The organism is Sporobacter termitidis DSM 10068 (assembly GCF_900130065.1).
In the GTDB taxonomy this organism is placed as follows: Bacteria; Bacillota; Clostridia; order Oscillospirales; family Oscillospiraceae; genus Sporobacter; species Sporobacter termitidis.
Genome location: NZ_FQXV01000009.1, coordinates 104,345 through 120,869 on the forward strand (window position 1 = coordinate 104,345; position 16,525 = coordinate 120,869).

Below are 16,525 nucleotides of genomic sequence, written 5' to 3' on the forward strand. Positions count from 1 at the left end.
GAGTGATTATCTTGGAATGCACTGATAACGAAACGATTTATACCGGCGCCGACGCGCTGACCGACGCGCTTGTGGACGCCGGCGTCACCCACGTGTTTTTGAACTCGGGGACGGATTACCCGCCGATCATCGAGAGCTGGGCCAAGTACGAGGCTGCCGGCCTCAAAAAACCCCAGGTCATCATCAGCCCCCATGAATACGCCGCGCTCTCCGCCGCCCAGGGCTTTGCCCAGCTGACGGGGCAGCCCCAGGCCGTTTTCGTCCATGTGGACGTGGGCACGCAGAATCTCGGCGGCGCCGTCCACAACGCGTTCCGGTGCAGGACCCCTGTCTATATCCTGGCCGGCGTCTCTCCCTACACCATGGAGGGCGAGCTGCGGGGTGGACGGAATGCCCAGATCCAGTTTCTCCAGAACACCGGCGACCAGCCCGGCATCGTCCGCGGCTACACAAAGATGAATTACGAGCTCCGCAGCGGCAAAAACATCCCGCAGATGGTCTGGCGGGCACTGCAGCTGGCCAAAAGCGACCCCCAGGGCCCCGTTTACACGATGGCGTCCAGAGAGGTCCTGGAGGAGCCGGGCGCGAAAATCGGCGCCGACCTCAAAGCCTGGGCGCCGGTCGCGCCGGGCAGTCTGGACGGCGACTCCCTTGACGCGCTGACAAGCGCGCTGCTGGGCGCGGTAAAGCCGCTCATCGTCACGTCCTATCTCGGCCGGAACGCCGCCGCCGTCGGCGAGCTTGTCCGCCTCAGCACATCGCTGGCGATTCCCGTGGTCGAAATGTATCACGCCAACATGAACTTCCCCGGCGGCAACGAGATGCACCTGGGCTTTGACTCCCACAGCCTCTTAAAGGACGCCGACGTGGTGCTCGTCATCGACAGCGACGTGCCCTGGGTACCCGCCGCCGCCCAGCCGGGCAGGGACTGCCGCGTCTTCTACCTGGACGTGGACCCCCTGAAAGAGACGATACCTCTGTGGTACATCCCCTCCGAACGCTTTATGAAGGCCGATTCCTGCACGGCGCTCCGGCAGATAAACAAAAAGCTGTCCGAAAATCCCGGGCTTTTGCAGCGCGAGCTGATCGAGCGGCGGCGGGAAAAGGTTTCGGCGCGGCACAGGGAAATGCGCGCCGAATGGCAGGAGGACGCGCTGGACGGCAGCGTCATGTCCTCGGCGTTCGTGGCCAGGTGCGTCCGCGAGGTCGTGAGCGAGGATACCGTCATATTAAACGAGGCCATCACGGACCGGCCGGCGGTGGACCGCCAGCTCGTGCGCACAAAGCCCGGTACGCTCTTTTCCAGCGGCGGCAGCTCTCTGGGCTGGCACGGCGGCGCGGCCGTGGGCATGAAGCTGGCCTGCCCCGACAAGGACATCGTGGCCCTGACCGGCGACGGGACGTATATCTTCTCCTGCCCCACCGCCGTATATTGGATGGCCCGGAGATACAACGCGCCGTTTATGACGGTGATCTTCAACAACCGGGGCTGGAACGCCCCGAAAATGATCACCAAGGGCGAGCATCCCGGCGGCTGCGCCGAGCAGTGCAACACCTTCTGGGCGGACTTCGACCCCCCGGCCCAGCTGGACATGATCGCCGCCGCGGCCGGCGGCGCCTTCGCCAAAACGGTATCCGATCCGAAGGAATTGAAGGACGCGCTTCTGGCCGGGCGGGAGGCCGTTGAAAACGGCATGCCGGCCGTTATCAACGTCCTCATGGACACCAGGGTGTAAAGAACCGCCGAGCCTCTCGCTGACCGTCCTGTGCAAGGTGACAAAAGCCGATAAAAAGCCGAATAAATCCCAAGGCAGCCGCTCTCTGAGGACGGCTGCCTTTTTCTCTGAACACGGGTCTGAATTTTCATTCTCCAAGAGAAGAATAATAGTATTACTTTTTCTTTTCATTCAGGAGTATGACATGTTGCGGAACAGGAGACCAAAGGTGGCCGAAAGCCCTGAGGATAATATCGAAATCGATGTGTCCCTGGTAAAAAACATGGAAAGGCTGCAAGAGCAGCTCAGGGACTGTGGGGACCTTGCCGTCACAAGGATCAAAACGGCGGGCGGACGGGATGTCAATGTTTTATTTATTGACGGGCTGGTTGATTACGACCTGATCCAGCGCGACGTCCTCCCCACCCTGCTGAAGCTCAAAAATATAGACAGCGAGGCCTTTAAGGACAACAGGGTATTTCCTGTTATCAGATACGAGAGAATATTAATTTTGGAAGAGGCTGTCGACAAGATTTTCAGGGGCAGCACCGTCGTTTTGATCGACGGGCTGGATTATGCCTTCAGCTTTGAGCTGCAGAGGATTGAAGCCAGGCCGATCGAGGAACCGACAACCGAAAGAATTTTAAAGGGGCACCACGACGGCTTTGTCGAGTCTGCTTCACGGAATATAGCGATTGTCCGAAGTAAAATCTCGTCCTCAAAACTGAAGGTCAAAAAACTGACCATCGGCAAAAGATCCCGCAGCGTTGTTGCCATTTTATATATGGAGGACATCGCAAACCCCGAAATCATCGGGCGCGTGGAAGAAAGACTGAATAAAATAGAATTTGATAATATTGGCGCGGCCGGGACTATCGAGCAGCTCATTTCGGATAATCCATTTTCGATTTTTCCTCAGCATCAGGCAACGGAACGGCCGGACAAGGCTATCGCCAATCTCCTGGAAGGGCGCATCGTGCTGCTTATAGACAGCACGCCGGTTTCGCTGATCCTGCCCGTGGATTACTTTCAGTTTTATCAAACCCCGGACGACTATAACGTCAACTTCTATTTCGGCTCGTTCCTCAGATTGCTGCGGTTTATCGGCTCCGCCATCGCCGTCGTCCTACCGGCGCTCTATATCGCCATATTGACCTTTCACTATCAGACCATACCGCTGGACCTTTTGGTGCCGCTGGCCGAATCAAGGTCGAGGGTGCCGTTCCCGCCGATCATTGAAGCGTTGATTATGGAGGTCTCTTTTGAATTATTGCGGGAAGCAAGCATACGGCTGCCGAGCACCCTCGGACCGACGATCGGCATTGTGGGCGGCCTTGTCCTGGGGCAGACGGCCGTACAGGCCGGGATCGTCAGCAATATTATGGTGGTTATTGTCGGCATCACCGCCATCGCGACTTTTGTCGTCCCTCAGTACGACATGGGGCTGATACTCCGCGTCAGCAGATTTATTTATATGATCAACGCGGCGCTATTCGGGGTTGTGGGGGTGGCTATTTATTTTTTACTGTCAATGGCGCATCTCGTCAGCCTGGAATCTTACGGGCAGCCGTACCTGCAGCCTATCGCACCATTTAAAGCAAAGGATTTAAAAGATATCTTTATCCGGGGACCCTTGACCAGCTATTCCTTGCGCCCGGATATCGCCCGACCGAAGGACAAAACAAGAGGCAGGGGTTACACTGGAGATAAACAATAAAAATACAATAACGGCAAAGCAGGCCGCAACGCTCCTCGTTGCCACACAGCTGGGCATCGGCATACAGGTCCTGCCCGCTGCCGTCGTCGCGTCAGGCGGTCTTGACGGCTGGATATCCGTCGTTATTGTCGGCCTGTTTTTGTTAATTGCCGTCAGGGTTATCATGACCCTGGGCAAAAGATTCAACAATCAGTCGATACTGGACATATCGACATCCGTCTGCGGCAAATATATCGCCTTTATCGTCAATATTATTTTGCTGCTCGGCCTGATCTTTTTGGCAATCGGGAATTTCGAGATGTTTCTCGCGGGAGTCGGCATCTGGTTTTTCAGGTCCACGCCGACCTGGATTCTGGCTGTTTATTTAATTATCCCCTCCTTCTATTTGGCCCTTAAAGGCTTAAAAAATATTTGCAGATTTAACTTTTTGCTCTATATCATTATCCCGCTGATTCTTTTCCTTATTATCTTAAACCTCCGTGATTTTCGGATCACGTCGCTTTTGCCCATAGCAGAGGACGGCTTCTTAAGTATTTTCAAGGCCGTCCCCTCATCGCTGTTTGCATTTGTGGGCTTTGAAACCCTCGCGTTTATTAATCCATATATTAAAAACCCGGGGGAAATGACGCGCCGGGCCTCTTTGTCACTTATGATAACCACGCTCCTGTTCACCCTGATCATGCTTGCGAGCATCGGCATATTCGGGGAGGCGCTTGTCTTTAAACGGTTCAATTCATTGCTGGGTCTTGCCAGGCTCATCAGGCTGCCGGTGCTTGAACGAATCGATCTTTATTTTATCGCCGCGTGGATCATAGGAATGAATCTTGTCATCAACACCTACCTCTTTTTGATATATGATTCCGCGCAAAAAATATTTCAGTTCAAGTCAAAGCTGATACCGATGGCGGTGATCGCCGTTTTAATCATCATCGTCGTTTCTTTGACGGACGACAACATTCTGATTTTAACTTTGACAAATATATCCGGCTTTGTTTCAATTTTTATTGGTTTTCTGATACCGCTTATCTTTCTTGTCATTGCTGTGATCAGAGGGAAGAAAGGGGGCGGCAGCGTATGAAGCGCCATATTTTCTCGGTGGTCTCGGTATTTATTGTCATTGCCATGCTGAGCGGCTGCCAGGATCAAAATACGTTTGAGGACATCGGGTTTGCCCTGTCAATCGGATTTGACCTGAGCTCCAACGACGGAAAAACCGTTTATACGATGGTTTTCCCCAATATCAGCGACTCCGGCGGCAGTTACAGCGATAAAGGGGACGGAAGCGCCGACTATAAAGTGGATATCTTTTCCGAGGAAACCTACCTGGTCAGGGAAGCGCGGGATTTAGGCCGATTATCGTCCACAAAGCACGTGGAAGGCGGCAAAATCCAAAACGTTTTGTTCAGCAGCGATCTGGCACAGGAGCGGAAGCTCTCGGAATACCTCGAAATATTCGAACGGGATACGCGGTCCACCGTACAGTCAACAGTTATCGTTGTGGACGGCAGCGCGCGTGAGCTATTGGAAAAGGGCAGTCAATTCACGGAAAAGCCCAGAATAAGCCTTTACCTCGCCGACCTGCTGGAACGGAATTTCAAGTCGGGCTACTGCCCGGACACCAATATCGTCAGGTATGATATTTTAAACGTCCGGCCCGGGATATCCCCCATTGTTCCTTTAATCAGGCTGGAGAACGATAAAATACGCGTACTGGGCTCCGCTCTCATCGACAGGGATAAGATGACGGGCCGGCTCGACACGCGCGAAACGGCCTGCCTGTTTTTGGCAATGGGCAAGAATAAAGGCTCTGAAATTACGTTTGCGCTGCCCGAAGGGGTGGAGACGCAAAAAAAGGAGGGCATCATCTTCACAAGAAAAGTCAAATCAAAGCAGAGCATCCGGCTGGAGAACAACACGCCCGTCGTTTCCTTCGATATCAGATTGAGCGCAACGCTTGACGAATATACCTGGGGCGATATAACGCAGCAGGAATTTGAAAGCAGAATGGAGCAAAGCCTATCCTCCAGCATCACGGCAACGCTCAACGAGGTCTTCAAAAAGCTCCAGGAGGCCGATTGCGACGTTTTTGGGTTCGGCGATAAAATCCATGCTTATCACAACAGCTACTGGAAATCGATCGGCGGGCTGGAGGGCTGGAAAACGATTTATCCGACCGTTAAAATAAACGTCAACCTAAAAGCCGACCTCATTCGGTACGGCGAAATAAAGTAGCAGACGCCGCCCGATGCAGGGCGGCGTCCCAGCTTGTCAAAAAATCTGCATACAGCGGGGAGAGCCTCGCAGAGTTTGCCGCCGGAGCGGCTGAGCGAGCCGCATGCATCCCCTTGTCGATAAAGCCCGGAGGGCTTTATCGACAGTCTGAGACGTCGCCCGATACAGGGCGGCGTCCGCGGGGAAACGCAAGCTCTTAAAATTAATCTCCAAGGCAGGCATGGACGGCATGTCCTTCATTTTCCTGCAGCTCGTCGTAGTGTCTGAGCTTTTTGTTGACCACACTCAGGAGCTTTTTATATTCGTTGATGTGATTTTCCAGGATCTCCTTTTGGCAGAGGATGATCTTGCGGCGCTCGGGGATTGTGTTCTCTCCCAGGAGGCACAGGTCGATGTACTTTTTGATGTACTCGATGGACATGCCCGTGGAGCGCATGCAGCAGACGATCTGCACCCAGTCGAGGTCCGTGTCGCTGTACTGCCGGTGTCCGTTTTCCTCACGATGGACAGAAGGAATGAGCCCTTCTTTTTCATAATAGCGCAGCGTGTACGGCGTGATATTGTATTTTTCCGACACCTCTTTGATCGTATAGCCCAAATTTGTCGCCTCCCTTTGTATCTGAATTATAATACTTAAAGCGTACTCTAAGCAATATAAAGTTATTTTTACCTCTTGACTTAGAGCGCGCTTTAACTTGTATACTGCGCTCATCGTGATAAAAAACGGAGTGATATAAATGCAATACACGCAATACGGCAGAACGGGGCTCAAGGCGTCGCGCTTTGGCCTGGGCTGCATGCGCTTTCCTCCCGACGAGCGCGAAGCCGTTTCGACGGTCCGGTACGCCATCGATCACGGCGTGAATTATCTCGATACCGCCTATGTCTATAAAGACAGCGAGGCCACCACGGGAAAGGCGCTGAAGGGCGGCTACAGGGAAAAGATTTACCTGGCGACAAAAAGCCCGATCTGGAACATCGAGAAGTATGAGGATTTTGAAAAATACCTGGACGAGCAGCTTTTACGCCTCGGGACGGACTATATCGACGTTTATCTCCTGCACAACCTCTTCCCTGGCAACTGGGAAAAGGTCAAAAAATACGACGGGCTCAAATTTCTGGACAGAATGATCGAGAAAGGCAAAATCCGGCACAAGGCCTTTTCGATCCACAGCACCACAGCCGCGTTCCGTGAGATCGTCGACGCCTTCAGCTGGGAGATGTGCCAGCTCCAGCTCAATATCCTCGACGCGTATAATCAGGTCGGCGTGGAGGGCCTGCACTACGCCGCGGAGAAGGGGCTCGCCACGGTGATCATGGAGCCGCTCCGGGGCGGATATCTCATTAATAATACGCCGCGGGAGGTAGCCGAGCTCATCGACGCTTATCCCGACAAGCGCCCGCTGGTGGAATGGTGCTTCCGCTGGCTTTACAATATGCCGGAGGTTTCCGTCATTCTGAGCGGCACGAGCAGCCTGGAGCAGCTCAAAGACAATCTGCGGATATTTGAAAGCGCGGAATCCGGGTGCATGTCGGCCGGGGACCAGGCGCTGATCGTAAAAATCCGGGAAACCTTTGAAGCGAAGCGGAGCATCGGCTGCACGGGCTGCCGCTACTGTATGCCATGCCCAAAAAATGTGAGCATCCCCGAAATCTTCAAGCTCTATAACAACTATCAGCTTCTGGGCTCCCACCCCATCGACAAATTCGTCTATCAGAGGAGCTATGTCTCCGAGGGCCAGGGGGCCGATCAATGCGCCTCCTGCGGCGCCTGCATGCGCCACTGCCCCCAGTCGCTAAAAATCCCCGAGCTTCTCGGGCAGGTCCACGCCGAGCTGTCGAAATGACCGCCGGCGCTTTCCTCGTACTCAATGGCAGAACCCCTGCGATCTTTGCGATCACAGGGGTTCTTGAAATTTTACTTGCTTTGTTCCCGGTGCTTTTATTCCGGCAGGTCGGTGCCCTTGTAGACGTAGGCCGCCGTGCCGTCAGCTTTCGGCTCACGGACAACCCGGCCATAATCGCCGGAGGGATAGAAGGGCATGAAGTTGATGGGTGCGCCGACGCGTTTGAAGGCCACGGGGCCGTGCCACATTTTCGGTGGGACGCGGATGAGCGTGGGCTTTGTGATCGTATAGGTCTCCATGTGCTCCGGGTCCTCGCCCAGCTGCACCTCGATCTCGGCGTCAAAGTCAAAGAATCTGGTGATATCGGCGCCGGTGAAAATCAGATATTCTTCCACGGCGTGGTGCATGTGGAGCTCTCCCACCGTGCACTCCTGCCGGACGATATCATAAAGGTAGCGGAGCCTGGATTCTGTCATTTCGCTGGTGCCCCTGAAGCCGGCCCGCGGGCTCAAAAAGTTCGGATCATTGTGATATTCAGGCTTGTAGGGATGGACGTATTTGTCGTATTTCCCCGTGCGCGGCAGCTTGGCCATTTCATAATACGGCGCGATCCGCTCGTCATTTGAGCCCTCCTTTTCGGCCTTTTCCAGATATTCCTTCGCCGCCGCGGAGAAGCACTTGCCGCAGTAAATACATTCCTTGGCGCGGTCCAGTACGCAGCGGCGGATGCCGGCGCCGTCGTATGTAAATTCCTCACGGCCCTCCGCATTGACGCGGCGGTTGATTTTGGACCAGTCGCCGTCCAGATAGACCGCCGAGAAGACGATGGGCTTTGTGATGCGCCTGAAATTGACGGGACAGTGATAGAGCTTAGGCGGCACGCGGATGATGGTGGGCTGCGTGAGGGTAAACAGCTCCATCCGCTCCGGGTCATCGCCCAGCCAGACGTCCACCTCCGCGTCAAATTCAAAGAAGTTGTTCAGGTCGGCGCCCGTGAAAACCAAGTACTCGTCCACGGCGTGATGGGTGTGCGGCACTTCCATAACGAGCTCGTCCGTCACCGCGGTAAAATCCATGTAGAGCTTGGCCTTTGGCATCATGGTGGTGCCGCGGAAAAAGCCCCGGGGGGACGCAAAGCCGTACCAATCGTGAAACTCCTGTGGAATCGCGAAAACCAGATCATCAAACTTTCCCATGATTTTGTCTCCTTATATCTAAATTTTTTTTTGCTTTAGATATTCATCCGATGTATTTCCGGCAGGCGATCATTCCAGCTCAAAAACGCCGGTGTAAAGCTGATAATACTTGCCCTTCTCGGCAATCAGCGCTTCATGGGTGCCGCGCTCGATGATCTCTCCATGCTCGAGCACCATGATGACATTGGCGTTTTGGACAGTGGACAGGCGGTGGGCAATGACGAAGACGGTCCTGCCCTTCATCAGGGAATCCATACCCCGCTGGACGTGTGCCTCGGTGCGTGTGTCAATGGACGACGTGGCCTCGTCCAGGATCATGACGGGAGGGTCGGCCACGGCAGCGCGGGCAATGGAGATCAGCTGCCGCTGGCCCTGCGACAGGCCGCTGCCGTCGCCGGACAGAACCGTCTGGTAGCCCTTCGGCAGCATGCGGATAAAACCGTCGGCGTTGGCGAGCTTTGCCGCGGCGATGCACTCCTCGTCCGTGGCGTCCAGCCGGCCGTACCGGATGTTGTCCATCACCGTCCCGGTGAACAGGTTCACGTCCTGGAGCACGATGCCGAGGGAGCGGCGCAGGTCGCTCTTCCGGATTTTGTTGATGTTGATATCGTCGTAACGGATTTTGCCGTCGGCAATGTCGTAATAACGGTTGATCAGATTGGTGATGGTTGTTTTTCCGGCGCCTGTCGCGCCCACAAAGGCGACCTTCTGCCCGGGCTTGGCAAAGAGCGATATGTTATGCAGCACGCGCTTGTTTTCCTCGTAGCCGAAATCCACATCATAGAAACGCACCTCGCCCTTGAGCTCGGTGTAGGTGAGCGTGCCGTCGGTGTGGGGATGCTTCCAGGCCCACAGCTCGGTCCGCGCCGCCGTCTCCACGAGCGCGTCGCCCTCCCGCCTGACATTGACGAGCGTCACATAGCCGGAATCCTGCTCGGGCTCCTCGTCCATCAGCTTGAAAATGCGCTCCGCGCCCGCCATGGCCATGATGATGGCGTTGAGCTGCTGCGACACCTGGCCGATCGGCCCGGAGAAGTTCCTGGACAGCTGGAGGAACGAGGCGATCATGCCCAGCGTCAGGGCTCCTGTGCCGGTCAGGCTGAGATTCGGCACGTGGCCGATGTCCATCAGCGCGCCGGCGATCGCCAGGACAACGTAGAGGACATAGCCGAGGCTTATCAGGATCGGCATCAGGATATTGGCGTACCTGTTGGCGAGCCTGGCGTTCATTTCGAGCTCCTTGTTTTTCCCGTCGAAGATCTCCTTAGCCTTCTCCTCATGGCAAAACACCTTGACGACCTTTTGGCCGTTGATCATTTCTTCGATATAGCCGTTCAGGTCGCCCAGCGCCTCCTGCTGGCGGACAAAATGGCCTCTGCTCCTGCCGGCGATCACGGAGATGACCTTTTTCATGACAAAAATATACGCAATCACAAAAAGGGTCAGCCAGACGCTGATATAAAGCATGGCGAAAAACACGGACACCAAGGTGATGACCGAAGAGAATATCTGCGGGATCGCCTGGGAAATCATCTGCCGGAGCGCGTCGGTATCGTTTGTGTAGTGGCTCATGACGTCGCCGTGGGAGTGTGTATCAAAGTATCTGATCGGCAGCGCCTGCATGCGGGCAAACATGTCGTCCCGGATTTTTTTCAAGACCCCCTGGGAAATCACAGCCATCAGCCTGTTGTACAAAAGCGTCGCCACAACGCCGACCAGATAGATACCGGCCATCAGCAGGATGATCCGGACAAGCCCGGAGTAGTCGGGGGCGGACGCCATCAAAAGCGGCGTGATATAGCCGTCGATCAGCTTTTGAAGAAACAGGGACGAGACGGCCCCGGTCGCGGCGCTGGCGATGATGCAGACGACAACGGCGATGAAGTGCAGCTTATACTGAAACATATATGAGAAAAGGCGTTTGACCGTCGCTTTCCGGACCTTGCCGCCCATGGCGCCGGGCACGCCCGGATTCCCCGGCCCGGACGGCATGCGGCGGACAGGCGGGTTCTTCTTCTCATTATTCATTTACTTTGCCCCCCTTCATCTGGGACTCGTAGACTTCCCTGTAGATCTGGCTTGTTTCAAGGAGCGTATCGTGGGTGCCTGTCGCGCTGACAAGGCCGTCGTCAAGAACGATGATCTTGTCGGCATCCTGGACGGACGAGATACGCTGGGCGATGATAATCTTCGTCGTTTCAGGGAGCTCGGCCAGGAAGGCCCGGCGTATGAGCGCCTCCGTGCCTGTGTCGACGGCGCTTGTCGAGTCGTCGAGAATCAGGATTTTTGGTTTCTTGAGCAGCGCCCGGGCGATGCACAGGCGCTGCTTCTGTCCGCCGGAGACGTTGGTGCCGCCCTGCTCGATGTACGTATCATATTTGTCCGGGAATTCCTGAATAAAACCATCGGCCTGGGCCAGGCGGCAGACGCGCACAAGCTCCTCGTCCGAGGCTGACGGGTTGCCCCACCGCAGATTTTCCTTGATGGTGCCGGAAAAAAGCTCGTTTTTTTGCAGGACCATCGCCACCGAGTCCCGGAGCGTTTCAATGTCGTAGTCGCGCACGTCGACGCCGCCGACGGTGACGCGGCCGGCCGTCGCGTCGTAAAGCCGGGGGATGAGCTGGACGAGGCTCGTTTTGGAAGAGCCCGTTCCGCCCAGGATGCCGACAGTCTCTCCGGAGCCGATCTTGAGATCGATACCGGTCAGGACGGGCTTATCGGCGAGGCTGGAATAGGTGAAGCAGACGTTTTCAAACCCGATGCTGCCGTCCGGCACCGCTGTCACGGGGGCCGGGGGGTTCTTCAGATCGCTCTCCTCATTTAAAACCTCCACCACGCGCTCGGCGGATGCTCTGGAAATGGTGATCATGATAAAGACCATGGAGAGCATCATGAGGCTGATGAGAATGGACATCGTATATGTAATCAGGCTCATCAGCTCGCCGGTGCTGAGGCCGCCGATCGGGTTCCCTCCCGAGGCGACGATCGCCTTGGCGCCGAACCAGGAGATCAGCAGCATGCAGGCATAAGTACAAAGCTGCATGAGCGGCATGTTGAAAGCGTTGATTTTTTCGCCCTTGGAGAAATCGTCGTAGATGACCTCGGAAACTCCGGCAAACTTCTTGATCTCATAATCTTCGCGGACAAAGGATTTGACGACGCGGATGCCGCGCAGATTCTCCTGCACGATATTGTTCAGCCGGTCGTATGTCTTGAAGACCCGCATAAAAATGGGATGGACCTTTGATATGATGAACCAGAGGCCAAAGCCCAGCACCGGGATCATGGCAAGGAAAATGAGCGACAGCCTTGTGTCGATGCTGAAGGAGGCGGCCAGCGAGAAGATCAGCATCAGCGGGCTCCTGGACGCCATCCGGATGATCATCATAAAGGCGTTCTGAAGATTGGTGACATCGGTCGTCAGGCGCGTGATAATACTGGACGTCGAGTATTTGTCGATGTTGGAGAACGAAAAATCCTGCACCCGGTGATACATGTCCCGGCGCAGATTTGCCGCAAACCCGGCCGAAGCAAAAGCGGAGTGGTGGCCGGCGATAACGCCCGCGGCGAGGGACAACACCGCACAGACAAGCAGCGCGCACCCCATGCCGACGACATAGTTCATATTCCGTGCAGTAATTCCGTAGTCAATAAGCCTGGACATCAAAAGCGGAATGACGACCTCCATAATGACCTCAACCGTTACGAAGATAGGGGTCAGGACGGTATTTTTCCTGTACTGTCTGAGACTGCCTGCCAATTGTTTGATCATTATGCCGTTTTCCTCCTGTTCACCACGCGGTTCCATGACCGCAGACCTGGTTTTGCGCCGGATTATGCCGCGCGTTTACGCACGCGTCAGGTTTTTTTTCATTCTGCCTATATACGAATACAGCTGCCCCACTTCTTCCTCGGAAAAGCCCTCGATCAGCTCGCGTTCGATCTGGTTGAGGTCCCGAACAATTTCGCGGTGCATCCCAAGAGCCTTCTCCGTGAGGACAAGCTTCTTGAGCCTCGCGTCGTGAGGGACGCCCTGACGCTCGACAAGCCCCTTCTGCTCCATCAGCTTGATCACCTTGGAGGCCGTCGATCTCGTAATTGAAAAATTCGCTTCCAGATCCTTCTGGTAGATGTCCTGTCCGCCGTGCTCGGCCAGATACCCGATAATCCAGCCGTTCGGGCCGGTAACGCTTTCGACATACTTCAATGCTCTGACATTTTCTATTTTTCGTCTCAGCAGATTCGACAGCGCATGTATTTCCATCCCAAGCGGTTTAGTGTTCATGAGAATTCTCCAATTTGTTTGATGTCAAACTGTAGCATATTCAACATTCTAAAGTATAATTTTAAAGCCGTCAAGAAAATTTTGACAGCCTCATGCATTGATTTTTCCGGCTGGATCACGAGGGCAAAGCAAAAGCCTCGCAGTCTTTGCAGCTGCGAGGCTTTTCTAATGGAGGAGGGTGGATTCGAACCACCGAAGTCGGTGACAACAGATTTACAGTCTGCCCCCTTTGGCCACTCGGGAACTCCTCCGTATTTAACTATTTATTCCGTTCATCTTAAACCCGGCATGAAGCCCAGCGCAGCGGGTTCATGTCGGAGAGGAGCAGCGACGGAGCGAGCGAGCTTTCACGCTCGCGTGGAAGCGAAACTTAGCGCAGTCCGCTGCGACGAGAGCTGGTGGACGGATTCGAACCCCCGACCTGCTGATTACAAATCAGCTGCTCTACCGGCTGAGCTACACCAGCACGCCCTTGCCGTCAGTGAGAATTATAATAGCAAACGCATCGTTTATTGTCAACAAAAAGTTTTTCCTGCAACAGACGAAAATCTGCCGTCCCCGCCGGGCGGCGCCTCGTCGAAAACAGCCGAAAACAGGCGCTTTCCGTGGCCGTTGATTATTGAAATGGCAATAATGACGGTATATGGTTCATTTTTTTGGAGATTCTCTTTTTTTATTCATATTCGTGTGCTATAATACTTTAGTTAAATATTTTACACACGAATGCAGGAAAGGCTGTCTTATGTTTAAAGAAATGGTGAACAAGGTTTTCGGCACCCACAGTGTCAGAGAACTGAAGGCGATAGCCCCGATCGTCAATAAAATCGAAGCTCTCGCGGACGAGTATAAAAAGCTCTCCGACGAAGCGCTCCGAGCCAAAACGGAGGAGTTCAAAAAGCGGCTGGCCGACAGCGAGACGCTGGACGATATCCTGCCCGAGGCTTTTGCCACAGTGCGCGAGGCTGCCGACCGCGTTATCGGCCTGCGGCCATACCGGGTCCAGCTCATCGGCGGCATCGTCCTCCACCAAGGGCGTATCGCCGAGATGAAAACGGGCGAAGGTAAAACCCTCGTTGCCGTTCTGCCGTCCTACCTGAACGCCCTGTCCGGCAAAGGCGTGCACATTGTCACCGTCAACGACTATCTGGCCCGCCGCGACAGCGAGTGGATGGGCAAGGTCCATCATTTCCTGGGCCTGAGGGTCGGCCTCATCGTTCACGGCCTGTCCAGCGCCGAGCGCCGGGAAGCCTATGCCGCGGATATTACTTACGGCACCAACAATGAGATGGGCTTTGACTACCTCCGTGACAACATGGCGCTGTATGCCGCCAACATGGTCCAGCGCGGCCACTCCTTCGCCATCGTGGACGAGGTCGACTCCATCCTCATCGATGAGGCCCGGACGCCGCTCATCATCTCCGGCCAGGGCGACGAATCCACCGACCTTTACGTCAAGGTCGACGAATTTGTCTCCAAGCTCAAGAAAAAGGTCTACGCCACCATCGATGACAAGCAGGAGGAGGAAGAGGACCTGGACGCCGATTATGTCATCGACGAAAAGGCCCGCACCGCCACGCTGACGTCGCGCGGCATCGCGAAAGCGGAGCAGTATTTCAGCCTGGAGAATCTGGCCGATCTTGAAAATAATACGCTGTCCCACCACATCAACCAAGCGATCAAGGCCCACGGCGTCATGCAGCTGGATGTGGACTACGTCATCAAGGACGGCGAGATCATCATCGTCGACGAATTCACCGGCCGCCTCATGTTCGGGCGCCGGTACAACGAGGGCCTCCATCAGGCCATCGAGGCTAAGGAGCATGTGAAGGTCGCCCAGGAGAGCAAGACGCTGGCCACCATCACCTTCCAGAACTATTTCCGCCTTTACGACAAGCTCTCCGGCATGACCGGTACGGCGCTCACCGAGGAAGAGGAGTTCGGCTCCATCTATAACCTCGACATCATCGAGATTCCGACGAACAAGCCGATGGTCCGCCACGATCACGCCGACGTCATCTATAAAACTGAAAACGGCAAATACAAGGCCGTCATCAACCAGATCGAGGAGTGCCACAAGAAGGGCCAGCCCGTCCTCGTCGGCACGGTGTCGATCGAAAAGAGCGAGCTCCTTTCCAGTATGCTCAAAAAGCGCGGCGTGCCGCACAATGTGCTGAACGCCAAAAACCATGAAAAAGAGGCCGAGATCGTGGCGCAGGCCGGTAAATTCGGCACCGTCACCATCGCCACCAATATGGCCGGCCGCGGCACCGACATCATGCTGGGCGGCAACGCGGAATATATGGCGCGGAACGACCTTAAAAAAGCGGGCCACTCCGACGAGATCATCGTCGAAGCCACGGGCTACGCCGATACCGATAACGAGGAGATCATCGCGGCGCGGAAGCTCTTCCACAACAGTATGGAGAAGTATAAGGCCGCGACGAACGAGGAGGCGGAAAAGGTCAAGGAAGCGGGCGGCCTGTTCATCCTCGGTACGGAACGGCACGAATCCCGCCGTATCGACAACCAGCTCCGCGGCCGTGCCGGCCGTCAGGGCGACCCCGGCGAATCGCGCTTTTATATCGCCCTGTCCGACGATATCATGCGGCTCTTCGGCTCGGAACGCATCATGAACATGATGGAGACGCTCGGCCTCGACGAGGATACCCCCATCGATCAGAAAATCCTCTCCAACGCCATTGAGCAGGCGCAGAAAAAGGTGGAGAGCCGCAACTTCCAGTCCCGTAAGCACGTCCTAGAATACGACGACGTCATGAACACGCAGCGCACGCTTATCTACGCGCAGCGCCGCAAGGTCCTCGACGGGGAAGATATCAAGGCAAACCTGCAGGGCATGATCAATGACGTCATCGAGACGGCCGTGAGCGCCGCCGTCGGCGAGCACGACGCGATCACAGACCAGGACGTCGTCGACGAGATTGTCAAGCCGTTCGAGCAGCTGTTTTTAAGAAGAAGCGATATTCCGAAGGTGTCCGACACAGCCAGGCTCACCCATGACGAGCTGAAGGACCTCCTGTATAACAAGGCCATTGAGGCGTATGAGGCCAAGGAAAAGGATCTCGGGCTCCTGCCCGGCACCGAAACCCCGCTCATGCGCGAGCTCGAGCGCGTCATCATGCTGCGCGTCGTCGATGAATACTGGATGGAGCATATCGACGCCATGGAAGAGCTGCGCGACGGCGTCCGCCTGCGCGCCTACGGCCAGATAAACCCCGTGGACGAATACAAGCGCGAGGGCTACGACATGTTCGAGGCCATGATCGGCGGCATCAAGGAAGAGGTCGTCCGTCGGCTCTTTATCGCCCGCGTTAAGAAAGAGCAGACGCTCGAACGCCGGAGCGTGGCCAAAAACCAGAATGCCGTCAATAACGCCGGCGGAGACGATTCCGTTAAGCCTCAGCCGGTCAAAAAAGCCCAGAAGCCGGGCCGCAACGACCCGTGCCCCTGCGGCAAAAAGCGCCCCAACGGCCTCCCCATGAAGTATAAGGACTGCTGCGGCAGGGACGAATAAG

General features: G+C 55.4%; 11 protein-coding genes and 2 tRNA genes. 6 read left to right on the forward strand and 7 right to left on the reverse strand.

Going from position 1 to position 16,525, the window contains the following annotated elements:
* Positions 1-11 precede the first annotated feature (11 nt).
* The 4 genes from BUB60_RS13045 to BUB60_RS13060 all read left to right on the forward strand — a co-directional run bounded on the left by BUB60_RS13045 (position 12) and on the right by BUB60_RS13060 (position 5,664).
* Positions 12-1,736: a thiamine pyrophosphate-requiring protein gene (locus BUB60_RS13045; RefSeq protein WP_242941206.1), complete on the forward strand. Its 1,725-nt coding sequence runs from the start codon at positions 12-14 to the stop codon at positions 1,734-1,736.
* Positions 1,737-1,944: 208 nt separating this feature from the next.
* The gene (locus BUB60_RS13050) at positions 1,945-3,432 is read left to right on the forward strand and encodes a spore germination protein (protein ID WP_159435419.1); all 1,488 of its coding nucleotides are present in this window, start codon (positions 1,945-1,947) and stop codon (positions 3,430-3,432) included.
* 7 nt (positions 3,433-3,439) lie between these two features.
* Entirely contained in the window at positions 3,440-4,510 is a 1,071-nt protein-coding gene (locus tag BUB60_RS13055) for a GerAB/ArcD/ProY family transporter (RefSeq protein WP_278277512.1), read from the forward strand.
* A complete protein-coding gene (locus tag BUB60_RS13060) occupies positions 4,507-5,664 on the forward strand; it encodes a Ger(x)C family spore germination protein (RefSeq protein ID WP_073079781.1) in 1,158 nt (385 codons plus the stop codon). Before BUB60_RS13055 ends, BUB60_RS13060 begins: the two co-directional genes overlap by 4 nt.
* Positions 5,665-5,866: 202 nt before the next feature.
* On the opposite strand, the gene BUB60_RS13065 is transcribed toward BUB60_RS13060, so the two are convergent.
* Positions 5,867-6,262: a MerR family transcriptional regulator gene (locus BUB60_RS13065; RefSeq protein WP_073079783.1), complete on the reverse strand. Its 396-nt coding sequence runs from the start codon at positions 6,260-6,262 to the stop codon at positions 5,867-5,869.
* A 139-nt stretch (positions 6,263-6,401) separates the two neighbouring features.
* On the opposite strand from BUB60_RS13065, the gene BUB60_RS13070 reads away from it, so the two are divergent.
* A complete protein-coding gene (locus BUB60_RS13070; RefSeq protein ID WP_073079785.1) occupies positions 6,402-7,511 on the forward strand; it encodes an aldo/keto reductase in 1,110 nt (369 codons plus the stop codon).
* A 95-nt stretch (positions 7,512-7,606) separates the two neighbouring features.
* Here the strand turns inward: BUB60_RS13070 and BUB60_RS13075 are convergent, their stop codons facing one another.
* The 6 genes from BUB60_RS13075 to BUB60_RS13100 form a co-directional block, all read right to left on the reverse strand.
* On the reverse strand, positions 7,607-8,707 hold the full coding sequence (locus BUB60_RS13075) for a hypothetical protein (protein WP_073079787.1): 1,101 nt from the start codon (positions 8,705-8,707) through the stop codon (positions 7,607-7,609).
* A gap of 69 nt (positions 8,708-8,776) precedes the next feature.
* Positions 8,777-10,735: an ABC transporter ATP-binding protein gene (locus BUB60_RS13080; protein WP_084726478.1), complete on the reverse strand. Its 1,959-nt coding sequence runs from the start codon at positions 10,733-10,735 to the stop codon at positions 8,777-8,779.
* Positions 10,728-12,479: an ABC transporter ATP-binding protein gene (locus BUB60_RS13085; RefSeq protein ID WP_073079789.1), complete on the reverse strand. Its 1,752-nt coding sequence runs from the start codon at positions 12,477-12,479 to the stop codon at positions 10,728-10,730. The genes BUB60_RS13080 and BUB60_RS13085 overlap by 8 nt, the downstream gene beginning before the upstream one ends.
* Positions 12,480-12,554: 75 nt before the next feature.
* On the reverse strand, positions 12,555-12,992 hold the full coding sequence (locus tag BUB60_RS13090) for a MarR family winged helix-turn-helix transcriptional regulator (protein ID WP_073079792.1): 438 nt from the start codon (positions 12,990-12,992) through the stop codon (positions 12,555-12,557).
* 169 nt (positions 12,993-13,161) lie between these two features.
* Positions 13,162-13,243, reverse strand: a tRNA-Tyr gene (locus tag BUB60_RS13095).
* A gap of 142 nt (positions 13,244-13,385) precedes the next feature.
* Positions 13,386-13,458, reverse strand: a tRNA-Thr gene (locus tag BUB60_RS13100).
* A gap of 276 nt (positions 13,459-13,734) precedes the next feature.
* Here BUB60_RS13100 and secA point away from each other — a divergent pair.
* Positions 13,735-16,524 carry a preprotein translocase subunit SecA gene (gene secA / locus BUB60_RS13105; protein ID WP_073079795.1) on the forward strand — a complete coding sequence of 930 codons (2,790 nt, stop codon included), beginning with the start codon at positions 13,735-13,737 and terminating at the stop codon, positions 16,522-16,524.
* Position 16,525: the final 1 nt, after the last annotated feature.